This is a genomic window from Pseudomonas sp. KH_046_1 (genome assembly GCF_057839025.1).
In genome coordinates this window covers 5,823,937-5,847,482 of record NZ_CM174481.1, presented here as the reverse complement: position 1 = coordinate 5,847,482, position 23,546 = coordinate 5,823,937, and the positions used below count along the sequence as shown (strand labels likewise).

The window sequence follows — 23,546 nt, the reverse complement described above, 5'->3', positions numbered from 1 at the left end:
CATCCCTGCCGGGCTCGGACGCCATGCCTCATATCCTGATTGTCGAAGACGAAGCGGCCATTGCCGACACCCTGGTATTCGCCCTGCAAGGCGAGGGCTTCACCACCACATGGCTGAGCCTCGGCGCGGCGGCGCTGGAGTATCAGCGCCAGAGCCCGGCGGATCTGATCATTCTCGATATCGGCCTGCCGGACATCAGCGGCTTCGAAACCTGCAAGCAACTGCGACGCTTCAGCGAAGTGCCGGTGATGTTCCTCAGCGCCCGGGATGGCGAGATCGATCGCGTCGTGGGCCTGGAAATCGGCGCCGACGATTACGTGGTCAAGCCGTTCAGCCCTCGGGAGGTGGCGGCGCGGGTCCGGGCGATTCTCAAACGCATGGCGCCGCGCACGATGAGCGAACCGTCGACGACGCTGTTTCACATCGATAGCGAACGTGTGCAAATCAGTTATCGCGGTCAACTGCTGACCCTGACCCGCCATGAATTCCGTCTGTTGCAATGCCTGCTGGAGCAGCCCGAGCGCGTTTTCAGTCGCGAGCAGTTGCTCGATGCCCTGGGCGTGGCCGCCGACGCCGGTTACGAGCGCAGCATCGACAGCCACATCAAGAGCGTGCGCGCCAAATTGCGACTGGTGAAAGCTGACGCCGAGCCGATCCAGACCCACCGCGGCCTCGGCTACAGCTACAGCCCGGGACAAAGCTGATGCCGTTGGGAATCCGGATTTTCCTGGTCTACGCACTGTTCATCGGCCTGACCGGCTACTTTGTGCTCAACACGGTCATGCAAGAGATCCGCCCCGGCGTTCGCCAGTCCACCGAAGAAACCCTGGTCGATACCGCCAACCTGATGGCCGAGATCCTGCGCGACGATTTCAAGGTCGGCAGCCTCAACCAGAACCGCTGGCCGGAGTTGCTCGAGGCCTATGGTGAGCGACAGCCCGGAGCGAAAATCTGGGGTTTGCCAAAGAATCAGGTCAACCACCGCATCTACGTCACCGACGCCAGAGGCATCGTCGTGCTGGATTCCAGCGGGGCGGCGGTGGGGCAGGATTACTCGCGCTGGAATGACGTCTACCTGACCCTGCGTGACGAATACGGCGCTCGCTCCACGCGCAATGACCCGAACGATCCGGGGTCTTCGGTGATGCACGTCGGCGCGCCGATTCGCGACAACGGCCAGATCATCGGCGTGGTCACCGTGGCCAAGCCCAACAGCTCGTTGCAGCCTTATGTGGATCGTACTGAGCGCCGGTTGCTGGCTTATGGCACCGGGTTGATCGGCCTCGGTTTGCTGTTCGGCGCGTTGTTGTCCTGGTGGCTGAGCCGTGCCCTGCGAAGATTGACGGCGTACGCCCAAGGCGTCAGTGAAGGCCGGCGGGTTGAAGTGCCGCATTATCGCGGCGGTGAACTGGAGCAGTTGGCCACGGCGGTGGAGCAGATGCGCACGCAGCTTGAAGGCAAGGCTTACGTCGAGCGATACGTGCACACCTTGACCCATGAACTGAAGAGTCCGCTGGCGGCGATTCGTGGTGCGGCGGAGTTGCTGCAAGGCGAGATGCCGTTGGCCCAACGGCAGCGGTTTGTCGGCAACATCGACAGCGAAAGTGCGCGCATGCAGCAGTTGATCGAGCGCTTGCTGAATCTGGCTCAGGTCGAGCAGCGCCAGGGGCTGGAGGAGCGGGTGGCGGTGCCATTGGCGGCGTTGGTGAATGGCCTGCTGAACGCGCAAGCGGCGCGGATCGAAGGCAAACAGTTGCGCGTAGAGCAAACGATTCCATCGGACCTGGCGCTGATCGGTGAGCCGTTTTTGCTGCGTCAGGCACTGGGCAATCTGCTGGACAATGCGCTGGATTTCACCCCTGTTGAGGGGGGGCTGCGATTCACCGCCGAACGGGCAGGCGAGCAGGTCGAGTTCAAGCTTTTCAATCAGGCAGAGCCGATTCCCGACTATGCGTTGCCACGGTTGAGCGAGCGTTTCTATTCGTTGCCGAGACCGGACAGCGGGCGCAAAAGCACCGGGCTTGGGCTTAATTTTGTCGAGGAAGTGGTCAAGCTGCATGGCGGTACGATGAGCATCGGGAATGTCGATGGCGGTGTGGAAGTGACATTGCACTTACCTTAGGACCGGCCCAGTCTCCACAAAGTCTCCACACTCCCTCCATTCATTCCTCACACAGCCCACCCAGACTTTCCCCATCCAAAACAGGGAGAGTCCCATGAACCGTAGCCTGGCCCTAAAATTCGGGGCGATTGCCCTGTTGATTCTGTTATTGCTGGTTCCACTGCTGATGATCAATGGCGTGATCCAGGACCGCCAGCAATTGCGAGACGGCGTGCTCGAAGACATTGCCCGCAGTTCCAGTTACAGCCAGCAATTGAGCGGGCCGCTGATGGTGGTGCCGTATCGTAAAGTCGTGCGCACCTGGAAGATCCACGAAAAAACCAACAAGCGTTATCAGGAGATCGGTGAGGAGCGCGGTCGGTTGTATTTTCTGCCGGAGCGCTTCGAAGTCGACGCAGACGTTCAGACCGAACTGCGTTCCCGAGGTATCTACCAGGCGCGGCTGTTCCATGCCGACAACCGCATCAGCGGCCACTTTGCCCTGCCGGTTCAACTGGGCATCAAGGAAGATTTCGCCGACTACCGATTCGACCAGCCGTTCCTCGCCGTTGGTATCAGCGACATTCGGGGTATCGAAAACGCCTTGAAGCTTGAACTCAACGGCCAGAAACTGGATTTCATTCCGGGCAGCCAGGTGGGCTGGCTGGGTGAGGGCGTTCACGTGACCCTGCCGGCGTTGGAGACAAAGCAGGCCACGGAGTTGGCCTTCGGTTTTGACCTGAAGCTGCAAGGCACTGGTCAGTTACAGATCCTGCCGGTGGGCAAGACCAGCAAAGTTTCGCTGAATGCCAACTGGCCTCATCCAAGCTTCATCGGCAACTACCTGCCGGCCCAGCGCGAGATCACTGATCAAGGATTTACCGCCCATTGGCAGACCTCGTTTTTCTCCACCAACCTGCAAGAAACCTTGAACAGCTGCGTGTCCCGCGGCGGTTGTGAGGCGTTGTCCGGCCGCAGCTTCGGCGTGGGCTTCATCGACCCGGTGGACCAGTACCTGAAAAGTGAACGGGCGATCAAATACGCGCTGCTGTTCATCGTCCTGACCTTCGCCGGATTCTTCCTCTTCGAAGTGCTCAAAAGCCTGGCCGTGCACCCGATGCAATATGCGTTGGTAGGTGTGGCACTGGCGTTCTTCTATCTGTTGTTGCTGTCGTTATCCGAGCATATCGGCTTTGCCCTGGCGTATCTGTTGTCAGCCAGCGGTTGTGTGTTGTTGATCGGGTTCTACGTTTGCCACGTGTTGCGCAGCGTGCGACACGGGCTGAGCTTTTCCGCGGGATTGGCGGCGTTGTATGGGCTGCTCTACGGGCTGTTGAGCGCCGAGGATTACGCGCTGCTGATGGGCTCGCTGCTGCTGTTCTGCTTGCTGGGCGTGTTCATGGTGCTGACCCGCAAGCTGGACTGGTACGGAGTTGGGCAAAAAACGGTGAAACCGTTGGACTTCGATATTGGAGCGGTGAAATGAGCCGGTCGGTGGGGTTGCGGGAAGACCAGCGGGAGGGGAGGGTGTTGGCGACACTGATTGCCGGGTTGTTTTCGCTGGATCCGTTGTGGTGCCATCGCGAGCAGGCTCGCTCCCACATGGGACCGCAGTCAAAGGTGGGAGTGAGCCTGCTCGTGAAGAGACCAGTACAGCCGGCGAAGTTCTAAATCTTCGGCATCGTCGCAATCATCGAAGGCCGCTGACTTACCTCGAAATACCACGCCGCCAACTGTGGATTCGCAGTGCGCCAGTCCAGATCCGGATGGCGCAGGTCCAAGTAACCCAGCGCACAGGCCACGCTGATCGCGGCTACGTCGAAGTGGCAGGTCAGCTCGGCAATCGCGTCCTTTTCCAGCAAAGCCAGGGCGCGACGGATCTTGTCGCGCTGGCCGTCGAGCCATTCGTCCCAGTGTTTTTCCGGGGCGCGCAGGGCGACTTCGTAGCGCACCAGTACGGCCGCGTCCATGATCCCGTCGGCCAGCGACGCGAGGGTCAGGCGCCGCCAGCGGGCCGAGCCTTCGCGGGGGATCAGCGGGTTGCCAACGTGCTGGTGATCGAGGTAGTCGAGGATGACCCGGCTGTCGTGGATGACATTGCCATCGGCCAGGCGCAGTGCCGGGATTTTACTCAGGGGGTTGTCGTCGATCAGGCTCAGATCCGGGTTGACCGGGGAGAGCACGCTGGTCTGCAACGCCACGCGGTTCTGCTGGCCGGTTTCGTGCAGCAGCACCATGACTTTGCGAACGAAGGGGGAAAGCGGGTTGTGGTACAGGGTCATGCTCGGGGCGGACATGGCAGTGTCTCGGTCGGTGGCAGTGTCGGGCAGCATAGCGCGTTGGCCTGATAGCTCAAGCGTCATGGCTTGGACCCTTGTGGGAGCGAGCTTGCTCGCGATGGCGGTGTGTCAGATACGACAATGGTGACTGACATGGCCCCATCGCGAGCAAGCTCGCTCCCACAGGGATCAACGGCGTTGGAAGAGACCGCGCACGGCCAGGGCTGCGGGGATGCCCAAGCCCAACCAGCTCAGCGAATCCCAAACACCATCCCCGAGCAACGCGGCAAACAAGCCTGCCGCGCTGAGCACCGCGATGACGGTCGGAACGGCAAACACTTTCCAGAAGTTCGACTGCCGGGGTTTCATGCCACGCTCTCCGCTTTTTCCAGCACAGGCCTGGTCGCCTTGCGCCGTACCACCCACAGGTAGACCCCGCTGCCGAGCACGATGATGGTCAGCACATCCAGGGTCGCCCAGAGGATTTTCATCGGCATGCCGCCGTAGTCACCGAAGTGCAGCGGTTGCGACATGCCCATGGCGTCCATGTACCACGGTCGTTCGGCCACGGCGGTGACTTGCAGGGTGCTGGCGTCGATCAGTACCGGCGTCAACAGGTGCGAGGTCAGGTGCGTGCTGCCTTTCATGAACACCGCGTAATGGTGCTCGCTGGAAAACCGCGTGCCGGGGAAGGCGATGAAGTCCGGCTGCATGCCCGGTGCGACTTCCTTGGCGATGTCGAGCAAACGGGTGGCCGGCGCGAGTTGCGTCAGCGGTGGCGCATCGCGGTACGGTGCGATCATCGCGCTCAGGCTGTCGTTGCGCCAAGCGGCAATGATCAGGTCGGCGCAGGCACTGATCACACCCGTCACGCCGACCACCAGGGTCCAGGTCAACGTCACCACGCCGATCAGGTTATGCAGGTCGAGCCAGCGCAGGCGCGCGGATTTGTCCTGGCGCACGGTGGCGAACTTCAAGCGACGCATGAACGGCAAGTACAACACCGTGCCGGAAACTATCGCCACCACGAACAGAATCCCCATGAACGCCAGCAGCAACTTGCCCGGCAAGCCGGCGAACATGTCCACGTGCAGGCGCAGCATGGTCATCATGAAGCCGCCGTTGGCCGATGGCGTCTCCAGCGCTTCGCCGGTACGGGCGTCGAGCATGAAGGTGTGGGACGAATTCGGCTCGGTGCCCGCGGTCGCGGCCATGATGGTCAGCACCGCGTTGGGCTCATCGTCCTCGAAGCCGAAATACTGCATGACTTCGCCGGGGCGGTGCTTCTCGGCCGCTTCCACCAGCTGCTGCAAATTCAGGTGCGGGGTGTCCGCCGGCATTTCCTTCACGTCAGGCGCATCGCCCAGCAAGTGGTCGATCTCGTGGTGAAAGATCAATGGCAGGCCGGTCAGTGCCAGCAGCAACAGGAACACCGTACAAATCAGGCTGGTCCAGGTATGAACAGCGGACCAGCGGCGAATTGTTTTACTTTTCATTTCATAGCCTTCAGAAAAACCAAAGCCGCCCACGAAGGACGGCCTGGTCATTGGGCGTGTCAGCTCAACGCGTTACCACTTGTAGGTTGCGCTTGCGACGACACTGCGCTGGTCGCCGTAGTAGCAGTAGTAGCTGTCGCAAGTCGAGATGTAGTCCTTGTCGAACAGGTTGGTTGCGTTAACGGCCAGCGAAGCGCCTTTGAGGCTGTTGTCCAGGCGACCGAGGTCGTAGTGAACCACTGCGTCGAACACCGTGTAGGCGTCGGCCTTGCCCAGCCAGGTGTTGGCCTGGTCGCCATAGGTATTGCCGGTATAGCGCGCGCCGGCACCGATGCCGAAGCCGTCCAGCACGCCGTCGTGCCAGGTGTAGTCGCCCCACACCGACGCTTGCTGTTTAGGCATCAGTTGCAGGCGATTGCCCTTGTAGATGCCCTCTTGCACTTCGGATTTGGCCAGGGTGTAGGCAGCGGTGACCTTGAGGTTTTCAGTCACGTCGGAAACGGCTTCCAGCTCCAGGCCTTTGACTTTCACTTCGCCGGTCTGGCTGGTGACTGTCACGTTGCCCACGTTGTTGGTGACGGAAACGTTTTTCTGGGTCAGGTCATACACAGCCGCCGTCAGCAGGGTGTTGCTGCCCGGTGGCTGGTACTTGATCCCCAGTTCCCATTGCTTGCCTTCGGTCGGCTTGAACGACTCGGTCGGCGAGGCGACGGCATTGCTGGTCGGCTGGAACGATTCGGCGTAGGACAGGTAGGGCACGAAGCCCGAGTCGAACACGTAGCTGATCGCTGCGTTGCCGCTGAAGTTCTTGTCGCGTTCGGTGTTGGTGGCATCGCCCTTGTTGAAGAACGTGGTACCGGTGTGGACCCAGTCTTCACGACCGCCGAGGGTCAGGCGCCATTGGCCGAGGGCCATCTGGTCCTGGATGTACAGGCCGGTCTGCTGGGTCTTCTGTTCGTAGTCGTAGAACGCCGTGGAGCGTGCCGGACGTTCGATCGGCAAACCATAGATCGGGTCGTTGACGTTGATGTCTGGTGCGGTGCCGAAGATCGAGAGGTAGTTGGTGGTGTTGCGTTGGTGATCCAGGCCGATCAGTAGGGTGTGACTGACGTCGCCGATGACGAAGTCGCCCTGGAAGTTGTTGTCCACGGCGAATTGGGCGATGTCTTCGTCGACATTGGTGGTGCCACGGCCGGTGTTGCCTTGATCGTCGACGACAAATCCGAACTCGGCAAAGTCAGGATTGTAGCTATTGACGGTCACGGCCTGGAACGACAGCTCCGACTTGGTGTAGCGCAGGTTCTGCCGGAACTGCCAGACATCGTTCAGGCGGTGTTCGAAGGCATAACCCAGCGCGTAGTAGGTGCGGTCGTAGAAGTCGTAGTTCGGGTCACCCAGGTTCTTGTGGTGGGAGATATCGCCGAACGGCATGTCGATCTTGGTGCCCTGGATCGGATAGAACTGACTGGTGATACCGGTATCGTCACGGGTGAACTGCGTGAGCAGGGTGAATTTGGTGTCATCGTCGATGTTCCAGGTCAGGCTGGGCGCAATGTTGTAGCGCTTGTCATCGATGTGGTCGATGGGCGTGCCGCCGTCGCGCAGCACGCCGCTGAGGCTGTACAGGAACTGGCCTTCGTCGTCGATCTTGCCAGTGCTGGCGAAGTTGATCTGGCGATGATTGTCGCTGCCGTATTGCAGTTGGATCTCACTGCTGGCTTCAGCGCTTGGGCGGCGGCTGACCATGTCCAGCAGGCCGCCCGGCGGGGTCTGGCCGTACACCGAGGAGGCCGGTCCGCGCAGCAGCGCCAGGCGGTCGAGGTTCCAGGTTTCCTGTTTCGGGTTGGAGTACACACCTTTTGGCAGAGGCAGGCCGTCGAGGAATTGAGTCGGCTCGAAACCCCGCACGCGCAACCAGTCGGCGCGGGTGTCGCTGCCGAAGCTGCTGGAGGTGATGCCCGGCAAGTAGCGCACGGCATCGTCGAGGGTGTGCGCGTTGCGGTCGTCCATCTGTTCACGAGTGACGACCGAAATCGAACGCGGCGCCTCGACCAGCGCGGTGTCGGTCTTGGTGCCGGCGGCGGTGCGCTTGGCCAGGTAGCCCTGTACCGGGCCCCAGGCGCTTTCAGTGTCTTGCACGCCGATCACGCTGGTGGCCGGCAGGTCCATCACACCCTCGGGCACGGCCACCAGGCTATAGGTGCCCGCACTGCTCAGCTCCAGTTGCAGCCCGGTGCCTCGCAGGGCTTCGCGCAGGGCGCCGGATGCGTCGAACTGGCCTTTGACCGGCGCCGAGGTCTTGCCCGCCGCCAGGGATGGATTCAGCGACAGGGCCAAACCGGCCTGGCTGGCGATCTGGTTCAGGGTGTTGGCCAACGGCGCGGCCGGCAGGTTGTAGGCGCGGACGCTGGACACCTGTTCAGCGGCGACCAGTTGGCTACTGGCCAACGGGGTGCAAAGGGCAATGGCGACTGCCAGCAAACTGCGGCGCAACAGGGAGTCAAGCGAACGAGGCATACAGCGGCTCCTGAATGGAAACATTTCTCAATTGCCTGTGTGCCGAATGAAAATCAAAAAGTGATAGGGCTGGATGAAAATAATTTCGATTCAGAAGTCGGTTGCGGCTGGTATTGGGTCAAACCGGTTTTTGCGGGGAGTCGAACGCCGTCATCGCGAGCAAGCTCGCTCCCACATTTTGAAATGCATTCCAATGTGGGAGCGAGCTTGCTCGCGATGACGGTTAATCAGACACAAAGCATTTCAGGGTTTGGTATCGGCCTTGGCCACGACCTTCACCCACCACTGCGTGTGCTGTTCGATCTGCACCGGCAGGGTCGGCAGCAGGGCGTTGAGTGCCAGGTCAGTGTCGCGCAGCGGGAAGCTGCCGGTGATGCGCAGGTCGGCCACTTCCGGCGCGACCCCGACGTAACCGTTTCGATAGCGACCGATTTCATGCACCAGATCTTCCAGCCGGGTGTTGTCCACCACCAGCATGCCGCGGGTCCAGGCATCCGCGCCGAGGTTGACGGCCAGAACCGGACCCAGGCCGTTGTTGCGGATCAATACCTGCTGGCCTTCACGCAGAATCAGTTCGTCAGGGTTGGACTCAGGGTGAACCGCCACCGCCGACTGCAAGACGCTCAGGCGCGTTCCGTCTTCCTCGCGCTTGACCAGAAACCGCGTACCCAGCGCACGCATGCTGCCTTCGCGAGTTTCGACGATGAACGGCCGGGGATCGCCATGGCCGGTTTCGACCAGGATTTCGCCTTCTTGAAGCACGATGCGCCGCTGCTTTTCATCGAAACGCAGATCCAGCGCGCTGTGGGTATTGAGATTGATCAGCGTGCCATCAGCCAGGCGCAAGGTGCGCTGCTCGCCAACGGCGGTGCGCTGGTCGGCCAGCCAATAGTCGATCGGCAGGTAACGATCCCCGGCGAACAGGGCCAGGCCGATCACGGCAACGACACTGGCGACACCGTTGCCAAGCGTGCGCACTCGCCGGCGAATGCCTTCGCGCGATTGCAGCAAGGCCGTGCGGGCCGGGCCGCTGGCCACGCTGAAACGCTGGTCGAGCATGCCCAACTGGCGCCAGGCGCGGGCGTGCTCTTCGTGGGCCGCGTGCCACTTGGCGAACTCTTCGCGCTCTATCGGATTGGCGGAGTCCATGGACAACTGCCAGGCAATCGCCGCGTCCAGCACGTTGGCCGATACCGGTTTGGAACTGAGTGGATTCATGTCGGCTCACCATACAGTGCGATGTAGCACTGACGAATGCCTTGGGCCAGGTACTGGCGCACCCGCGGCACCGACACACCGAGGCGCTCGGCGATTTCTGCGTGGCCGAGGCCGTCGAGACGATTGTAGAGAAACGCCGCCCGGGCCTTGCTGGATAGCTTGCCGAGCAAACGGTCGATGTTTTTCAGGTCTTCGAGGATCATTTGCTGTTCTTCCACCGACGGTTGTTCGGCTTCGGGAATCAGCATCAGCTCGGTGAGGTAGGCCTGTTCCAGTGCGGCGCGACGGAAATAATCGAACAGCAGGCCCTTGGCAATCGCCACCAGAAACGCCCGCGGCTCGCGCGGAACCTTCAGTTCCTCTCGACCCAGCAAACGTACGAAAGTGTCCTGGCTCAGGTCTTCGGCCCGCTGCGGGCAGGCGACGTTGCGTCGAAGCCAGGCCAATAGCCAGCCGCGATGGTCGCGATATAACGCACCGACGAGCTCACTTTGAGGGCTTGGGACTGACGACACGCCGCATCACCGATTGGGAAATATTAACTAACGAGAATTGTTCGCGATTGTGGCAGAGGCGAGGGAGGTAAGCAATTGGCGTTGGTCGGGTGGGAATTAGGCGACGACCCCTGTAGGAGCGAGCCTGCTCGCGAAAAACTATCTGACACCTCGGTCTTGCCAGAAAAACGTGTCGCCGTTGACGATTTTCGCGAGCAGGCTCGCTCCTACAGGGGTTGCGTATAGGTCAGAAGGACGGCGCCTGCTGCCGGCGCTTCCACTGATTCAAGCGCTGTTGCAGATTCAACGGGCTATGAATCTGCTGCTGCCGCGCACGGCTGAACAGGATCAGCGCCAGTTCAGCGGTGGCCAGGGCGTCGGCGCTGGCGTGGTGGCGCTCGAAGACTTCGAGTTTGAACCAGTCGATCCAGTCGTCCAGCCCGGCCTCGCGAATGTGCGCCTGGGGGCATAGCAACGGTGCAATGTCCGCCACGTCCAGAAACGGATGCTGCAACTTGAAACCCAGATGATCTTTCAGCGCACGGCCGAGCATGTGCTGGTCAAACGGCGCGTGGAAGGCCAGCACCGGACTGTCCCCGATGTACTCCATCAGATCGAGCAGTGCTTCTGCCGGGTCGCTGCCCGCTGCAATGGCGCTGGGACCAATGCCATGGATCAGTACGCTGGGGCCGAGTTTCACTTGCGGATATTGCAGGGTGCGTTCGAACTGCTGGCGAAAGTCGATGGCCCCGTCCTCGATTACCACCGCGCCGATGGACAACACGTGGTCCTTGTTCAGGTTCAATCCGGTGGTTTCCAGATCGAGCACCACCCAGCGTTGCTCGCGCAGGCTGCACTGCGCCAGGTCGGCAGCCGTCGGTAATTGTTCCAGCCGATGTTGCAGGTGGGCGGGCAGGGTAAGGCTCGGCGGGCGCAACCACGAAAACAGGCTCATAACTGATACCGCAAAGTCAGGCTGCTTTGCAGGCGTTGTGCCTGGCGCAGGGACTCACGCAGGATGCGCCGGTCCAGATGATTGAGGCTGTCGGGATCGACCCGATTCGAGTAAGGAAAATTCTCCCGGGTCTGTAGTTGGTGTTGCTGCATGCGGGTTTGCTGGATGAAGTGATAGGCCTCTTCGTACGCGGCGCCGTCCAGGGGGTCGATGACTTCCTTGTCGACCAACTGGCGAAAACGCTCCAGCGTGTTGTTCGCTTCGATACCGTGGACCAGGGCCAGCAACCGGGCGCCATCGACAAAGGGTGCCAAGCCCTGAATCTTCAAGTCCAGGGTGGCCTTCTCGCCATTTTTGCGCGCCAGCACGAATTCGCGGAAACGCCCTACGGGCGGGCGATTGCGCAGCGCATTCTCGGCCATCATGCGCTGGAACAAACGGTTGTCGCCGACCTGATCGAGAATGCCCCGACGCAACTGCTCACAGCCTTGCTCGCTGCCCCAGACCACGCGCAAATCGAAATAGATGCTCGAACCCAGCAGGTTCTCCGGGGTGGCCTCGCGGATAAACGCTGCAAAGCGCCGCGCCCATTCGGCCCTGGACAGACACAGCTCGGGGTTGCCGGCCATGATATTGCCCTTGCACAAGGTGAAGCCGCACAGCGCCAGGCTCTGGTTGATCTGCTGGGCGATGGGCAGCAGCTTGCCGCGAATCTCGGCGGCATGGGCCGCATCCCTGGCTTCGAACAGAATGCCGTTGTCCTGATCGGTGTGCAGGGTCTGCTCGCGACGGCCCTCGCTGCCGAAACACAGCCAGCTGAACGGCACGCCGGGGTCGCCTTTTTCGGCGAGGGTCAGTTCGATCACCCGGCACACGGTGTGGTCGTTGAGCAAGGTGATGATGTGGGTGATCTGCGTCGAAGACGCGCCGTGGGCCAGCATGCGCTCGACCAGTTGACCGATTTCGCCCCGCAGCGCCACCAGGTTTTCCACTTTCTGGGCATTGCGGATAGTGCGCGCCAGGTGCACCAGGTCGACCCGTTGCAGGGAAAACAGGTCGCGTTCGGAAACCACGCCGCACAAGCGTTGGTCCTTGACCAGGCAGACATGGGCAATGTGACGCTCGGTCATGGCAATCGCCGCGTCGAACGCACTGTGATCCGGCGACAGGAAGAACGGCGCCCGGGTCATGTGCCCTTCGATGGCTTCGTTGAAATCACTGCTGCCGTTGGCCACGGTCTGACGCAGGTCACGCAGGGTGAAAATTCCCAGTGGCGCCTTGAGATCATTGACCACCACGATGCTGCCGACCTGTTGTTCATGCATCAACGTCACGGCTTCGCGCAATGGCGTCTGCGGGGCGCATGTCACCGGGTGGCGCATGGCCAATTCGCCCAGTCGGGTATTGAGCGAATATTGGGTGCCCAGGGTTTCTACGGCTTTTTGCTGCACTTGCTGGTTGACCTGATCCAGCAGGCTGCTGACGCAGCGCAGGGCGAAGTTGCGGAAGGCGTCCGATAGCGAAAACAGGCGGACGAACGCCGGTTTGTTCAATTGCAGGCAGAAGGTGTCTTCGCCGGCCAGGTGCTCGGTGCGGGTCGCCCGTTCACCCAGCAATGCCGCAAGGGGGAAACACTCGCCGGTGGTGATCTCGAAGACCGTTTCGGTGCCACCTTTTGCCGTATGCGGACGCTCGCCTACGACCCGGCCTTGCTTGACGATATAGAAGTGCTCGACCGGCCCGTCGGCAGGTTTGATGATGCTCTCGCCGGGGGCGTAAAAACGCAGCTGACATTGCTCGACCAGATACGCCAGGTGAGCGTGTTCCATCTGGTTGAAGGGCGGGAAGCGCTGAAGGAATTGCAACGTGCCCTGGATGTTCTGCAACACCGCGGTTTTCCCTGCCTGTGTGAAGGCGTCCGCTTTACTCATAACCATTACCGCAGTCTTTTTTGAATTGTTGTAGTCGGATGACCCAGACATGGTCGACCCCTGTGGCCGGGGTGCCCATTGGACGTAAGTCTAGGTAGGCAATCAGGGTGATGGAATGTCGGAAAAACCTTACGCAACGGTGAGAAAAACCTCTCTATTCTGCTATTGGAAAAATATCCGACGAAGTGCACATTGGTGGTCTGCTCAGTGATGATTCAGCACTGTGCCAGGGAAATGAATTGAACATGTAGGGAACGCCATGTCCGACCACGATATTTTGAGTGACGCCGAGCGCGAAGCGCTCAGTGCCGTCATGCTGGAACCTGACCTGCCGTTGCAACGGGTGCTGATCGTCGACGACGATAAAGACGCCCGGACGCTGCTGTCAGAGATCCTCGCGTTAGAGGGCATTCGCTGCCTGACCGCGGCCAGTGGCGAAGCGGCACTCAAGATCCTGGAAGCCGAGGCTGAGATCAAAAAGCCTTCGATCGGTTTACTGATCACCGACCTGCGGATGGGCCGCGTTGACGGTTTGGAACTGATCCGTCAGGTACGCGAATCGGTAAGAGCGGCATTGCCGATCATCATTGTCTCGGGTGACGCCGACGTGAAGGATGCGATCGCCGCGATGCATTTGAGCGTGGTGGACTTTCTACTCAAACCGATTGATGCCAGTCATCTGCTGACACTGGTAAAGCGCGAATTGGGCATTAAATAACTGGGCGCCTGTAATTGTTAGTTACAGGCTGGAGTTGTTTTGGTGGGTTTAACTTGTAATTAAGTTTATCTAATTGGTCTGCGAAAAGGCTACTCACAAATAGCTTGTTTCTTCTTTCGATTATTCAGTTATCGTTCAGTTCTTGAAAGCCAATGCAGGCATCTATTTGATGTTGTACTTGGTTTAATAAAATCTGTCGTAGCACTATCCGGGTTATCAGTTTGGCACTCCGCTTTTTAGTGGCTTGAGTATGCCGATGGTTGTCGTGTATTCAGTCTGCGGCTAGTTCCTGTGGATAAAATACCGACAAAGGTCATTACTCCTCCTGGATTGTGTGGTTGTGTGTCGCTATGAGGACGGTATGATAAAGAAAATTGAATTTCGCGATCTTGTACTTATTGTCGGTGTGACAGTCATGTGGGGCAGTAATTTTACGGTCATTGATATCAGTCTAGACGGTATCGATCCGTTCATATTGACAGCGTTGCGCTTTACTTTCTGTGCATTGCCACTGGTGTTCTTCATCCCGAAACCGAAAGGTGTCAGTACTTTTGTAACTATCGTCTACGGTTTGTTGTTTGGTATCGGAATGTGCTGGCTGATGAACTACGGCATGTTTCTTGGCGTCAGTGCCGGCGTGACATCTTTGCTCTTGCAATTCAGTGCTTTTTTCACGGTTATCTGGGGAGTGTTGCTGTTTGGCGAGAAAATGACGGCAATACAAGTGGCCGGTATTCTCATGGCGTTGGTGGGGCTGATGTTCATTATTCATGTAACACACGGTGATGCCGAAAGCTTTGGACTTTTTCTGGTACTGCTCGGCGCATTGTTCTGGAGTCTTTGCAATGTGCTGGTCAAGAGAAGCAAAGTGGCTGATATATTTTCCTTTGTCGTTTGGTCGAGTCTGTATGCAACACCGCCTCTATACCTGATGACTTACTGGGTCAAGGGCGCAGCCCCTTTCCAGTCGTTGCTAACGGACATAACTGCTCCAGTGCTGGCATCTGTCCTGTTCCAGGCCTATGTGGCGACGGTATTCGGGTATTGGGTGTGGAACCGAATGATTGAGAAGTATCCGGCGAGCCAGGTTGCACCGTTGTCAGTGATTGTTCCGATATCGGGTATCTTGACCTCGTGGTATGTGCTCGACGAGCCCATTGGTGGCGAAAAACTGTTTGCGCTCATCATTACGGTCCTTGGAATTGCCTTGTTCATGAATGCAACGAGAATAGGCCGCCACATCGCTGCAAACGCGTTGCGTTTCAGGAGATAGTTCTGCATTTGCAGGACGTAGAAACAAAAATCCCCCGGTTCTTCAACCGGGGGATTGCTGTGGAGGGAGCTGGTTTACAACCCGTTCTTCGCCTTGAACTCGCGACGACGACGGTGCAGGACCGGCTCGGTGTAGCCGTTCGGCTGTTTGGTACCTTCGACCACCAGTTCGACCGCCGCCTGGAAGGCGATGTTGCTGTCGAAGTTCGGGGCCAGCGGACGGTACAGCGCGTCGCCGGCGTTCTGACGGTCAACCACCGGCGCCATGCGCTTGAGGCTTTCCATCACTTGCTCTTCGGTGACGATGCCATGGCGCAGCCAGTTGGCGATGTGCTGGCTGGAAATACGCAGCGTTGCACGGTCTTCCATCAGGCCGACGTCGTTGATGTCAGGCACTTTCGAACAACCAACGCCCTGGTCGATCCAGCGCACCACATAACCAAGAATGCCCTGTGAGTTGTTGTCCAGTTCGTTCTTGATCTGCTCAAAGGTCCACTGCGGGTTCACCGCCAGCGGGATGGTCAGGATGTCGTCCACCGAAGCGTGGGCACGTTTGGCCAGTTCGGCCTGACGGGCAAACACGTCAACCTTGTGGTAGTGCAGCGCGTGCAGCGCAGCAGCGGTCGGCGATGGTACCCAGGCGGTGTTGGCACCGGCCATCGGGTGAGCGATTTTCTGTTCGAGCATCGCCGCCATCAGGTCAGGCATGGCCCACATGCCTTTACCGATCTGTGCGCGACCTTGCAGGCCGGTGCTCAGGCCGATATCGACGTTGGAGTTCTCGTAGGCGCCGATCCATTTTTCCGCCTTCATGTCCGCCTTGCGCACCATCGGGCCGGCTTCCATGGAGGTGTGGATTTCATCGCCCGTGCGGTCGAGGAAACCGGTGTTGATGAACACCACGCGCTCACTCGCTGCCTTGATGCAGGCCTTGAGGTTGATCGTGGTACGACGCTCCTCGTCCATGATCCCGACTTTGAGGGTGTTGCGCGGCAGGCCCAGCACGTCTTCGATGCGACCGAACAGCTCGTTGGTGAACGCCGCTTCCTCAGGACCGTGCATCTTCGGCTTGACGATGTAGATCGAGCCGGTGCGGGTGTTTTTGCGCGAGGTGTTGCCGTTCAGGTTGTGCATCGATGCCAGGCAAGTCACCAGGCCATCGAGAATGCCTTCCGGCACTTCGTTACCGTCTTTGTCGAGGATCGCGTCGATGGTCATCAGGTGACCGACGTTACGCACGAACAGCAACGAACGACCGTGCAGGCTCAGTTCACTGCCATCGACCGCTGTGTAGGTGCGGTCGGCGTTCATGGTGCGGGTAAAGGTCTGACCGCCCTTGGCGACATCTTCCGACAGATCGCCCTTCATCAGGCCGAGCCAGTTGCGGTAGATCACCACTTTGTCATCGGCGTCGACGGCGGCAACCGAGTCTTCGCAGTCCATGATGGTGGTCAGCGCCGCTTCCATCAGGATGTCTTTGACGCCGGCCGCGTCGGTCTGGCCGACCGGGGTGCTGGCGTCGACCTGGATTTCGAAATGCAGGCCGTTGTTTTTCAGCAGGATCGCGGTCGGTGCAGCGGCATCGCCCTGGTAGCCGATCAGTTGCGCATCGTTGCGCAGGCCGCTGTTGCTGCCGCCTTTAAGGGCGACCACCAGTTTGCCGTCGACGATCTTGTAACCGGTGGAGTCGACGTGGGAGCCGGCCGCCAAAGGCGCCGCTTCGTCGAGGAAGGCACGGGCGAAAGCGATGACCTTGTCACCGCGCACCTTGTTGTAGCCTTTGCCTTTTTCCGCGCCGTCGGCTTCGCTGATGGCGTCGGTGCCGTAGAGCGCATCGTACAGCGAACCCCAGCGGGCGTTCGAGGCATTGAGTGCGAAGCGGGCGTTCATCACCGGCACCACGAGCTGCGGGCCGGCCATGCGGGCGATTTCTTCATCGACGTTTTGCGTCGTTGCCTGGAAATCGGCCGCTTCTGGCAGCAGATAACCGATGTCTTGCAGGAAGGCTTTATAGGCCACGGCGTCGTGCGTCTGACCGGCACGTTCCTGATGCCAGGAATCGATTTGAGCCTGGAAATCATCGCGTTTGGCGAGTAGGGCTTTGTTCTTCGGCGCCAGGTCATGGATGACCTTGTCGGCACCGGCCCAGAACTTATCGGCGGTGAGGCCGGTACCGGGAATGGCTTCGTTGTTCACGAAGTCGAACAGGACTTTGGCGACCTGCAGGCCACCGACTTGAACGTGTTCAGTCATTGCTTGCCTCACTCTGCTCAGCTATTTCGCTTTTCAGCTCTTCAATTTAACAATGAAGCCGTTGGCCATTTAAACCACAAACCCCTCTACCAGTACATGCCCATGACAGGCGGCTGGGTTGGGACCAATCAACGGCTTGGGGCCTTGCTGACAGGGCTTTCAGGGTTGCGAACGTGCCTGCGGCAGACATCGATCCAACGTTATGTAGTGCGCGCTGCGGCATACTACATGATGAATTGCGGTTGTGAAAATTAGACTAATTACGTCGTTCTGCGACCCCATGACGCATTGCGGTCACGGCGCGGAGCAGGATGTTCTCAAAAAACCAGTAGATTGTTCCAGTTAAATATCAAAAGTTGTACACGATTTGTTGGGTCAGTCAGATCGGCGGTGCAACCATTCGCGAGCAAGCCCGCTCCCACAAGGACAGCGCATGACCCTGTGGGAGCGGGCTTGTCCGCGAAGAGGCCAGTCGATACACCATTGATTCCGGATCTGCCCAGGCACCTTCCAACCCTTGCCTATACTTGGTTCTCTATAACAAAAGTCATGACTAGAGGGCTGTGCCATGGACCACCTCGTACTCACTGTTTTTGCTCCGGACAAGCCCGGGCAAGTCGAGCGCATTGCCCAATGCATTGCCGAGCACGGCGGCAACTGGCTGGAAAGCCGCATGTCGCGCATGGCGGGACAATTCGCCGGGATTCTTCGAGTGGGGGTGCCGGCCGAGGCCTACGACGAATTGGTCGATGCCCTGCAGGGTTTGTCCGCCCAGGATATTCGCGTATTGATCGCTGAAAGCGGTATCGAACAATCCTGCACCTGGAAACCGATCGCCATGGAACTGGTGGGCAATGATCGTCCGGGGATCGTGCGTGACATCACGCGCTTGCTGAGCGAGCAGGGGGTGAATCTGGAACGGCTGGTCACCGAAGTGCGTCCGGCACCGATGAGCAGCGAGCCGCTGTTTCACGCCGAAGCGATTCTTGCGGTCCCGCTGACGCTGTCGCTGGACGTGCTGCAATCGCGCCTGGAAACCCTGGCTGACGACCTGATGGTCGAATTGGTGCTGCGCAGTGAACCCTGATCAGGTTATCCAAGTTAAACGTGCACCCGCCTGTGGATAACCTGTAGAGACACCCCGCCAGCCCACGCCGGCCGGGGTTCTTCAGAGTCTGATCAAAAAACCAGCAGTTTCAGCCACTTGCGCACAATCGGCGGGGATCACGCTGTGGATAACCTTGGGAAGGAATGATGCAGACCACGGGAGACGTGGTCTGTAGAGTTTTGTGTGTTTTTTGATCAGCTGCGGCGGCGCAAACTTATCCACGCATCGATGCTGTAAACCGCCAGGCCGGCCCAGATAAACATGAACGCTACCAAGGTGCTGGACGACAGGTGCTCGCCAAACAGCAGGACCGCTTGCAGCAGTACCAGTGTCGGCGCCAGATACTGGAGAAAGCCCAATGTCGTGTAGGGCAAATGCCGTGCAGCAGCGTTGAAGCAGACCAGCGGCACCAGCGTGATCGGGCCGGCGGCGACCAACCACCAGGCTTGGGAGGTGGTCCAGAATTCGGCCTGGGCGCTGCTGGCCGTCGGATTGAGCAGCAACCAGCCGAGGGCAATCGGCACCAGCATCCAGGTTTCCACCACCAGCCCCGGCAGCGCCTTGACCGGCGCCTGCTTGCGAATCAGGCCATAGAAACCGAAGGTCAGTGCCAGCACCAGCGACACCCATGGCAGGCTGCCGACTTGCCAGACCTGCTGTGCCACACCGACAGCTGCCAGACCGACGGCAATCCATTGCATGCGCCGCAGCCGTTCGCCGAGGATCAGCATGCCCAGCAACACGTTCACCAACGGGTTGATGTAGTAGCCGAGGCTGGCCTCCAGCATGCGTCCGTTGTTCACCGACCAGACGTAGGTCAACCAGTTGGCCGCGATCAGCGCACCGCTCAGGGCCAGGATCGCCAGGCGCCGCGGGTTTTCCCGCAGCTCGCGCCACCAACCTGGATGCTTCCAGACCATCAGCAACAAGGCGCCGAACAGCGCCGACCATAGCACCCGGTGGATGATGATTTCCACGGCGGGCACGCTGGCGATGGCTTTGAAGTAGAGGGGGAAAAGCCCCCAGATGATGTAGGCACTCAGGCCTAGAATGTACCCGCGACGCGGGTTGGCGGCTTGCATGCAGAATCCTTGCTTAGGCAGCTAACAAAGAGGGGATTGTAAGGAGATTTGTCTGCGAATGTCCTGACTGAATAGGTAGGTCATTTGTGAACATCGGTCTCTGTAGGAGCGAGCCTGCTCGCGAAGAACGCAAGGGCAATGCGTTTATCCAGACAGCACGCGTTATCGTTGACGTCCATCGCGAGCAGGCTCGCTCCTACAGGGGGGGCGGGTGAGTCAGAAGAGTTTCAGTGGCTCTTCCTGGAGCGCGGCCAACTGCTCGCGCAACGCCAACACCTGATCCCCCCAATAACGCTCGGTGCCGAACCACGGGAAACTGCGGGGGAAGGCCGGGTCTTCCCAGCGGCGGGCGAGCCAGGCGCTGTAGTGCATCAGGCGCAAGGCGCGCAACGGTTCGATCAAGGCGAGTTCACGGGGGTCAAAGTCGTGGAACTCGTTGTAGCCGTCCATCAGTTCCGACAACTGGCTCAGGCAATCCTGACGATCGCCGGCGAGCATCATCCAGATGTCCTGCACCGCCGGACCCATGCGGCAGTCGTCGAGGTCGACGATATGGAACATCTCGTCGCGGCACATCATGTTGCCGGGGTGGCAGTCACCGTGCATGCGGATGTTCTGGTGCGGCGTGTTGCTGTAGGCATCTTCCACACGCTTGAGCAGATCGCGGGCCACAGATTCGTAGGCCGGCAGCAGGCTGCGGGGGATGAAATTGCCGTCGAGCAACGTGGCCAGCGAGTCATGGCCGAAATTTTTCACCGCCAGTGCTTCACGGTGCTCGAATGGCCGGGTCGATCCGACCGCATGCAGCCGCCCGAGCAACTGGCCCAGGCGATACAGCTGATCGAGGTTGCCCGGCTCCGGCGCGCGGCCGCCACGGCGGGGGAACAGGGTAAAACGGAATCCGTTGTGTTCGTGCAGGGTTTCGCCATTGTGGATCAACGGCGCCACGACCGGCACCTCGCAGTCGGCGAGTTCGGCGGTGAACTGGTGCTCTTCCAGAATCGCTTCGTTGCTCCAGCGTTGCGGCCGGTAGAACTTGGCGATCAGCGGCTCGGCGTCTTCGATACCGACTTGATAGACGCGGTTCTCGTAGCTGTTGAGGGCCAGGATGCGCGCGTCGCTGAGAAAGCCGATGCTTTCGACGGCATCGAGCACGAGGTCTGGTGTGAGGGTTTCAAACGGGTGGGCCATGCTGACTCCTGCGCGCAGCAGGCTGCTGCGTCCGGCCAGGCATGGTAGCGCAGACGGCGCGGTTTTAGGGGGTGGGCTTGAGATGTGCGTTGTTTGCGCTGACGCCATCGCGAGCAAGCTCGCTCCCACAGGTCATGCGCCAGATTTGAAATCGCGCCAATCCTGTGGGAGCGAGCTTGCTCGCGATGAGGGTCTGTCAGGCGCCGACGATCCCGCCATCTTCCCGCGAAATCGCCATCACCGAAGACCGCGGTTTGCCATTGGGCAGGTGCTCTGGGAAGGTCGAACCACCATTTTCGCCCGGGTGCTGGATCCCGACAAACAGGGTCTTCTGATCCGGCGAGAAGCTGATCCCCGTCACTTCACAACCTACCGGGCCAACCATGAAGCGGCGAATCTCGCCAGTTACCGGGTCGGCACAGAGCATCTGGTTGTTGCCCATGCCGGCAAAGTCTCCGGCGTTGCTCGAATCGCCATCGGTGAGAATCCACAAGCGCCCGGCCTTGTCGAAGCCCAGCCCGTCCGGGCTGTTGAACATGTTCTGCGGCGTGATGTTCGACGACCCGCCTTTTGGTGTGCCGGCGTGAACACCCGGATTACCGGCGACGACGAACAGGTCCCAGGCAAAAGTTTTCGAGCCGTGATCGTCACGCTCGGTGCGCCAGCGCAGGATCTGTCCGTAGACGTTCTTCTCGCGAGGGTTTGGCCCGCCCACCGGTTGCCCTTCTTCGCCGCGTTTAGCGTTGTTGGTCAGCGTGCAGTAGACCTGGCCATCCTTGGGGCTGACCACGATCCATTCCGGGCGGTCCATGCGCGTGGCTTTCACCACACTGGCGGCGAGACGGGCGTGGATCAGCACTTCGGCCTGATCGGCAAAACCGCTGCTGGCGTCGATGCCGTTTTTACCGTGGGTCAGTTCGATCCATTCACCTTGGCCTTTCGGGTGATCGACGTTGCCGTCGCCCGCATCGAAACGCGCCACGTACAGGGTGCCGTGGTCGAGAATGTCGCGGTTGGCCTTGGGGTTCTTGTGGTCGATCTTGTCGCGGCTGACGAATTTGTAGATGAACTCCCCGCGTTCGTCGTCGCCCATGTACACCACGGCATGACCGTCGCCAGTTTCCGCAAGGGCTGCGTTTTCGTGTTTGAAGCGCCCCAGGGCTGTGCGTTTGACCGGAGTCGATTTCGGATCGAACGGATCGATCTCCACCACCCAGCCGTGACGGTTGAGTTCGTTGGGGTTCTTCGCCATGTCGAAGCGCTCGTCGTGCTGGTGCCAGTTGATCTCTTTGCTGGTGGCCACCACGCCGTAGCGTTTTTGCGCCGGGTCGAATTTCTGCTCGGCGTTACTGCTGCCGAAGCAGTCGGTGAAGTTCTCTTCACAGGTCAGATAGGTGCCCCACGGCGTCTTGCCATTGGCGCAGTTCTGGAACGTGCCGAGGACGTTCTTGCCGTGCGGATCGGCGCTGGTTTTGAGCAGGGTATGTCCGGCGGCCGGGCCGCTCAGGGTGATCGGTGCGTTGCCGTGAATGCGGCGGTTGTAGCGCGAGCCCTGGACGAATTGCCATTGGCCGTTCTTGCGCTGTACTTCAATCACCGACACACCTTCGCAGGCCAGCGCCTTGCGCACTTCTTGCGCCGATTGCGGCATGCCGCCGTGGGCGTAGAGGTAGCGGTAGTTGGTGTATTCGTTGTTGATCGCCATCAGCGCCCGGTCTTTTTCACCCGGAAATTCGAACAGGCTCATGCCGTCGTTGTTGTCGCCGAACTGGGCTTCCTGATGTTCGGCGCTGCCGTTGCCGCTCGGGTCGAACGCGGGGCCGTCCTTGTGCAGAGGCTGACCCCAGCTGATCAGCACCGAGGACTTGTAGCCCGCTGGCAGGGTGATGGAATCGCTGGTGGCGGCGGCAATGCTGTCGAAGCCCAGTAACTGGCTGTTGCCGGCGCTGACGCTGGCGGCCATCACGCTGCGGCTCAGCAGGTTGCCGCCGAGGAACATCGCCGCGCCGCACAGGGCACCTGCGCTGATGAAGCCGCGACGGCTGAGGCCGACCATGTTTTCGAGGTCGGTGGACTGGTTTTCTTCTAATAGGCCCATTTCAGGCTCCCTGCGATTTGTGCAGACACCTTAATGAAGAGTAATGAACCTTTTGTTGCAGTTTTGTTTAAAGCGGCGTGCCCAGCAGAACCCTGGACGGCGAAAACTCCACGCGCACCGGTTTGCCGGACGTCAGCCCCAATGCCTGCAGATGCCTCGATTCGGCCAATGCGCACAGCGTCAGGCCGTTGGGCAGGGTGATGCGCACTTCGCTGGGGCCATCGTCGGCGTCGAGAATTTTTTCGATGATGCCGCTGAGGCAATTGTGTCCAGGGGTTTCGACGGAGTCGATTTCCAGCACGTCGAGCCAGCCGGCCTTGATCAATGCCACGACTTCGCTGCCGATTTGCAGCTCCAGGCGCTCGGTGCTGTCGTGGGTGATTTGCGCGGCGACGATCACGCCTTCGGCAACTTCCAGACGAATCAGGTCGTTGCGCCCCTGAGGTTCGATCGCCACCACCTTGCCGTGCAACTGGTTGCGCGCGCTGGTGCGCAGCATCAGGCGCCCGAGCAGGTCGAGGTCGCTCGCGTCTTCAGCAGCTTCCAGCACCTGGGCCTGCAAGGCTTGCAGCTTCTGGTACAGGCGCAACACCCGCTCACCTTCGTTGGACAGGCGCGCACCGCCGCCGCCCTTGCCGCCGACGATCCGCTCCACCAGCGGCTTCTGCGCCAGGTTGTTCAGCTCATCGATCGCATCCCAAGCGGCCTTGTAGCTCAGGCCCGCGCTTTTGGCCGCGCGGGTGATCGAGCCTTGTTCGGCGATGTGCTGCAGCAGGGCGATGCGCTGCGGACGGCGGACAATGTGCTGGGACAACAAGGTTGGCAAAGACATG

The 23,546-nt window shown here is 59.9% G+C and carries 19 protein-coding genes; 6 read left to right on the top strand and 13 right to left on the bottom strand.

Annotated elements, in window-relative coordinates; all coding sequences use genetic code 11:
* The first annotated feature begins 23 nt into the window (after positions 1 to 23).
* The 3 genes from creB to creD all read left to right on the top strand — a co-directional run bounded on the left by creB (position 24) and on the right by creD (position 3,587).
* On the top strand, positions 24 to 704 hold the full coding sequence (creB, locus tag AC3IT9_RS26840) for a two-component system response regulator CreB (RefSeq protein ID WP_353741708.1): 681 nt from the start codon (positions 24 to 26) through the stop codon (positions 702 to 704).
* A complete protein-coding gene (creC, locus tag AC3IT9_RS26835) occupies positions 704 to 2,122 on the top strand; it encodes a two-component system sensor histidine kinase CreC (protein WP_489271383.1) in 1,419 nt (472 codons plus the stop codon). The genes creB and creC overlap by 1 nt, the downstream gene beginning before the upstream one ends.
* Before the next feature lie 94 nt (positions 2,123 to 2,216).
* Positions 2,217 to 3,587, top strand: a complete 1,371-nt coding sequence (gene creD / locus AC3IT9_RS26830) for a cell envelope integrity protein CreD (protein ID WP_489271382.1) — start codon at positions 2,217 to 2,219, stop codon at positions 3,585 to 3,587.
* 181 nt (positions 3,588 to 3,768) lie between these two features.
* On the opposite strand, the gene AC3IT9_RS26825 is transcribed toward creD, so the two are convergent.
* From AC3IT9_RS26825 to AC3IT9_RS26790, 8 genes are all read right to left on the bottom strand, one after another.
* Positions 3,769 to 4,398, bottom strand: a complete 630-nt coding sequence (locus AC3IT9_RS26825; protein ID WP_489271381.1) for a glutathione S-transferase family protein — start codon at positions 4,396 to 4,398, stop codon at positions 3,769 to 3,771.
* A 171-nt stretch (positions 4,399 to 4,569) separates the two neighbouring features.
* Positions 4,570 to 4,749, bottom strand: a complete 180-nt coding sequence (locus tag AC3IT9_RS26820) for a hypothetical protein (protein WP_489271380.1) — start codon at positions 4,747 to 4,749, stop codon at positions 4,570 to 4,572.
* Positions 4,746 to 5,876 carry a PepSY-associated TM helix domain-containing protein gene (locus AC3IT9_RS26815; RefSeq protein WP_489271379.1) on the bottom strand — a complete coding sequence of 377 codons (1,131 nt, stop codon included), beginning with the start codon at positions 5,874 to 5,876 and terminating at the stop codon, positions 4,746 to 4,748. The genes AC3IT9_RS26820 and AC3IT9_RS26815 overlap by 4 nt, the downstream gene beginning before the upstream one ends.
* Positions 5,877 to 5,948: 72 nt before the next feature.
* Positions 5,949 to 8,393, bottom strand: coding sequence for a TonB-dependent siderophore receptor (locus AC3IT9_RS26810; RefSeq protein ID WP_489271378.1), 2,445 nt, complete (start codon positions 8,391 to 8,393; stop codon positions 5,949 to 5,951).
* Between the two features lie 243 nt (positions 8,394 to 8,636).
* Positions 8,637 to 9,611, bottom strand: coding sequence for a FecR domain-containing protein (locus AC3IT9_RS26805; RefSeq protein ID WP_489271377.1), 975 nt, complete (start codon positions 9,609 to 9,611; stop codon positions 8,637 to 8,639).
* On the bottom strand, positions 9,608 to 10,126 hold the full coding sequence (locus AC3IT9_RS26800; RefSeq protein WP_008048225.1) for an RNA polymerase sigma factor: 519 nt from the start codon (positions 10,124 to 10,126) through the stop codon (positions 9,608 to 9,610). The genes AC3IT9_RS26805 and AC3IT9_RS26800 overlap by 4 nt, the downstream gene beginning before the upstream one ends.
* Positions 10,127 to 10,352: 226 nt before the next feature.
* Entirely contained in the window at positions 10,353 to 11,060 is a 708-nt protein-coding gene (locus tag AC3IT9_RS26795; protein WP_489271376.1) for a 3'-5' exonuclease, read from the bottom strand.
* Positions 11,057 to 12,997 carry a putative nucleotidyltransferase substrate binding domain-containing protein gene (locus AC3IT9_RS26790; RefSeq protein WP_489271375.1) on the bottom strand — a complete coding sequence of 647 codons (1,941 nt, stop codon included), beginning with the start codon at positions 12,995 to 12,997 and terminating at the stop codon, positions 11,057 to 11,059. Before AC3IT9_RS26790 ends, AC3IT9_RS26795 begins: the two co-directional genes overlap by 4 nt.
* A 253-nt stretch (positions 12,998 to 13,250) precedes the next feature.
* Here AC3IT9_RS26790 and AC3IT9_RS26785 point away from each other — a divergent pair, with 253 nt between their 5' ends.
* Complete coding sequence (locus tag AC3IT9_RS26785; RefSeq protein ID WP_489271374.1) at positions 13,251 to 13,709, top strand: response regulator; 459 nt, start codon at positions 13,251 to 13,253, stop codon at positions 13,707 to 13,709.
* Between the two features lie 361 nt (positions 13,710 to 14,070).
* On the top strand, positions 14,071 to 14,982 hold the full coding sequence (locus tag AC3IT9_RS26780; RefSeq protein ID WP_150725160.1) for an EamA family transporter: 912 nt from the start codon (positions 14,071 to 14,073) through the stop codon (positions 14,980 to 14,982).
* Between the two features lie 74 nt (positions 14,983 to 15,056).
* Here AC3IT9_RS26780 and AC3IT9_RS26775 read toward each other — a convergent pair whose 3' ends face one another.
* On the bottom strand, positions 15,057 to 17,234 hold the full coding sequence (locus AC3IT9_RS26775; protein ID WP_489271373.1) for a malate synthase G: 2,178 nt from the start codon (positions 17,232 to 17,234) through the stop codon (positions 15,057 to 15,059).
* Positions 17,235 to 17,802: 568 nt separating this feature from the next.
* Here AC3IT9_RS26775 and AC3IT9_RS26770 point away from each other — a divergent pair.
* A complete protein-coding gene (locus tag AC3IT9_RS26770; RefSeq protein WP_095944918.1) occupies positions 17,803 to 18,321 on the top strand; it encodes a glycine cleavage system transcriptional repressor in 519 nt (172 codons plus the stop codon).
* Positions 18,322 to 18,536: 215 nt separating this feature from the next.
* Here the strand turns inward: AC3IT9_RS26770 and rarD are convergent, their stop codons facing one another.
* From rarD to AC3IT9_RS26750, 4 genes are all read right to left on the bottom strand, one after another.
* Positions 18,537 to 19,424 (bottom strand): EamA family transporter RarD, encoded by an 888-nt coding sequence (gene rarD / locus AC3IT9_RS26765; RefSeq protein ID WP_046039417.1) that lies wholly within the window; start codon positions 19,422 to 19,424, stop codon positions 18,537 to 18,539.
* A gap of 216 nt (positions 19,425 to 19,640) precedes the next feature.
* Positions 19,641 to 20,615, bottom strand: a complete 975-nt coding sequence (locus tag AC3IT9_RS26760; RefSeq protein WP_150756154.1) for a serine/threonine protein kinase — start codon at positions 20,613 to 20,615, stop codon at positions 19,641 to 19,643.
* 196 nt (positions 20,616 to 20,811) lie between these two features.
* Positions 20,812 to 22,713, bottom strand: coding sequence for a PhoX family protein (locus tag AC3IT9_RS26755; RefSeq protein ID WP_489271372.1), 1,902 nt, complete (start codon positions 22,711 to 22,713; stop codon positions 20,812 to 20,814).
* Between the two features lie 67 nt (positions 22,714 to 22,780).
* Positions 22,781 to 23,545, bottom strand: a complete 765-nt coding sequence (locus AC3IT9_RS26750; protein ID WP_150756152.1) for a TOBE domain-containing protein — start codon at positions 23,543 to 23,545, stop codon at positions 22,781 to 22,783.
* Position 23,546 lies beyond the last annotated feature (1 nt).

Excerpts from the sequence above, each read along its gene's own strand:
- creB (WP_353741708.1), top strand. The coding sequence starts at position 24 with ATGCCTCATATCCTGATTGTCGAAGACGAAGCGGCCATTGCCGACACC.
- creC (WP_489271383.1), top strand. The coding sequence starts at position 704 with ATGCCGTTGGGAATCCGGATTTTCCTGGTCTACGCACTGTTCATCGGC.
- creD (WP_489271382.1), top strand. The coding sequence starts at position 2,217 with ATGAACCGTAGCCTGGCCCTAAAATTCGGGGCGATTGCCCTGTTGATT.
- AC3IT9_RS26825 (WP_489271381.1), bottom strand. The coding sequence starts at position 4,398 with ATGTCCGCCCCGAGCATGACCCTGTACCACAACCCGCTTTCCCCCTTC.
- AC3IT9_RS26820 (WP_489271380.1), bottom strand. The coding sequence starts at position 4,749 with ATGAAACCCCGGCAGTCGAACTTCTGGAAAGTGTTTGCCGTTCCGACC.
- AC3IT9_RS26815 (WP_489271379.1), bottom strand. The coding sequence starts at position 5,876 with ATGAAAAGTAAAACAATTCGCCGCTGGTCCGCTGTTCATACCTGGACC.
- AC3IT9_RS26810 (WP_489271378.1), bottom strand. The coding sequence starts at position 8,393 with ATGCCTCGTTCGCTTGACTCCCTGTTGCGCCGCAGTTTGCTGGCAGTC.
- AC3IT9_RS26805 (WP_489271377.1), bottom strand. The coding sequence starts at position 9,611 with ATGAATCCACTCAGTTCCAAACCGGTATCGGCCAACGTGCTGGACGCG.
- AC3IT9_RS26795 (WP_489271376.1), bottom strand. The coding sequence starts at position 11,060 with ATGAGCCTGTTTTCGTGGTTGCGCCCGCCGAGCCTTACCCTGCCCGCC.
- AC3IT9_RS26790 (WP_489271375.1), bottom strand. The coding sequence starts at position 12,997 with ATGGTTATGAGTAAAGCGGACGCCTTCACACAGGCAGGGAAAACCGCG.
- AC3IT9_RS26785 (WP_489271374.1), top strand. The coding sequence starts at position 13,251 with ATGTCCGACCACGATATTTTGAGTGACGCCGAGCGCGAAGCGCTCAGT.
- AC3IT9_RS26780 (WP_150725160.1), top strand. The coding sequence starts at position 14,071 with ATGATAAAGAAAATTGAATTTCGCGATCTTGTACTTATTGTCGGTGTG.
- AC3IT9_RS26775 (WP_489271373.1), bottom strand. The coding sequence starts at position 17,234 with ATGACTGAACACGTTCAAGTCGGTGGCCTGCAGGTCGCCAAAGTCCTG.
- AC3IT9_RS26770 (WP_095944918.1), top strand. The coding sequence starts at position 17,803 with ATGGACCACCTCGTACTCACTGTTTTTGCTCCGGACAAGCCCGGGCAA.
- rarD (WP_046039417.1), bottom strand. The coding sequence starts at position 19,424 with ATGCAAGCCGCCAACCCGCGTCGCGGGTACATTCTAGGCCTGAGTGCC.
- AC3IT9_RS26760 (WP_150756154.1), bottom strand. The coding sequence starts at position 20,615 with ATGGCCCACCCGTTTGAAACCCTCACACCAGACCTCGTGCTCGATGCC.
- AC3IT9_RS26755 (WP_489271372.1), bottom strand. The coding sequence starts at position 22,713 with ATGGGCCTATTAGAAGAAAACCAGTCCACCGACCTCGAAAACATGGTC.
- AC3IT9_RS26750 (WP_150756152.1), bottom strand. The coding sequence starts at position 23,545 with ATGTCTTTGCCAACCTTGTTGTCCCAGCACATTGTCCGCCGTCCGCAG.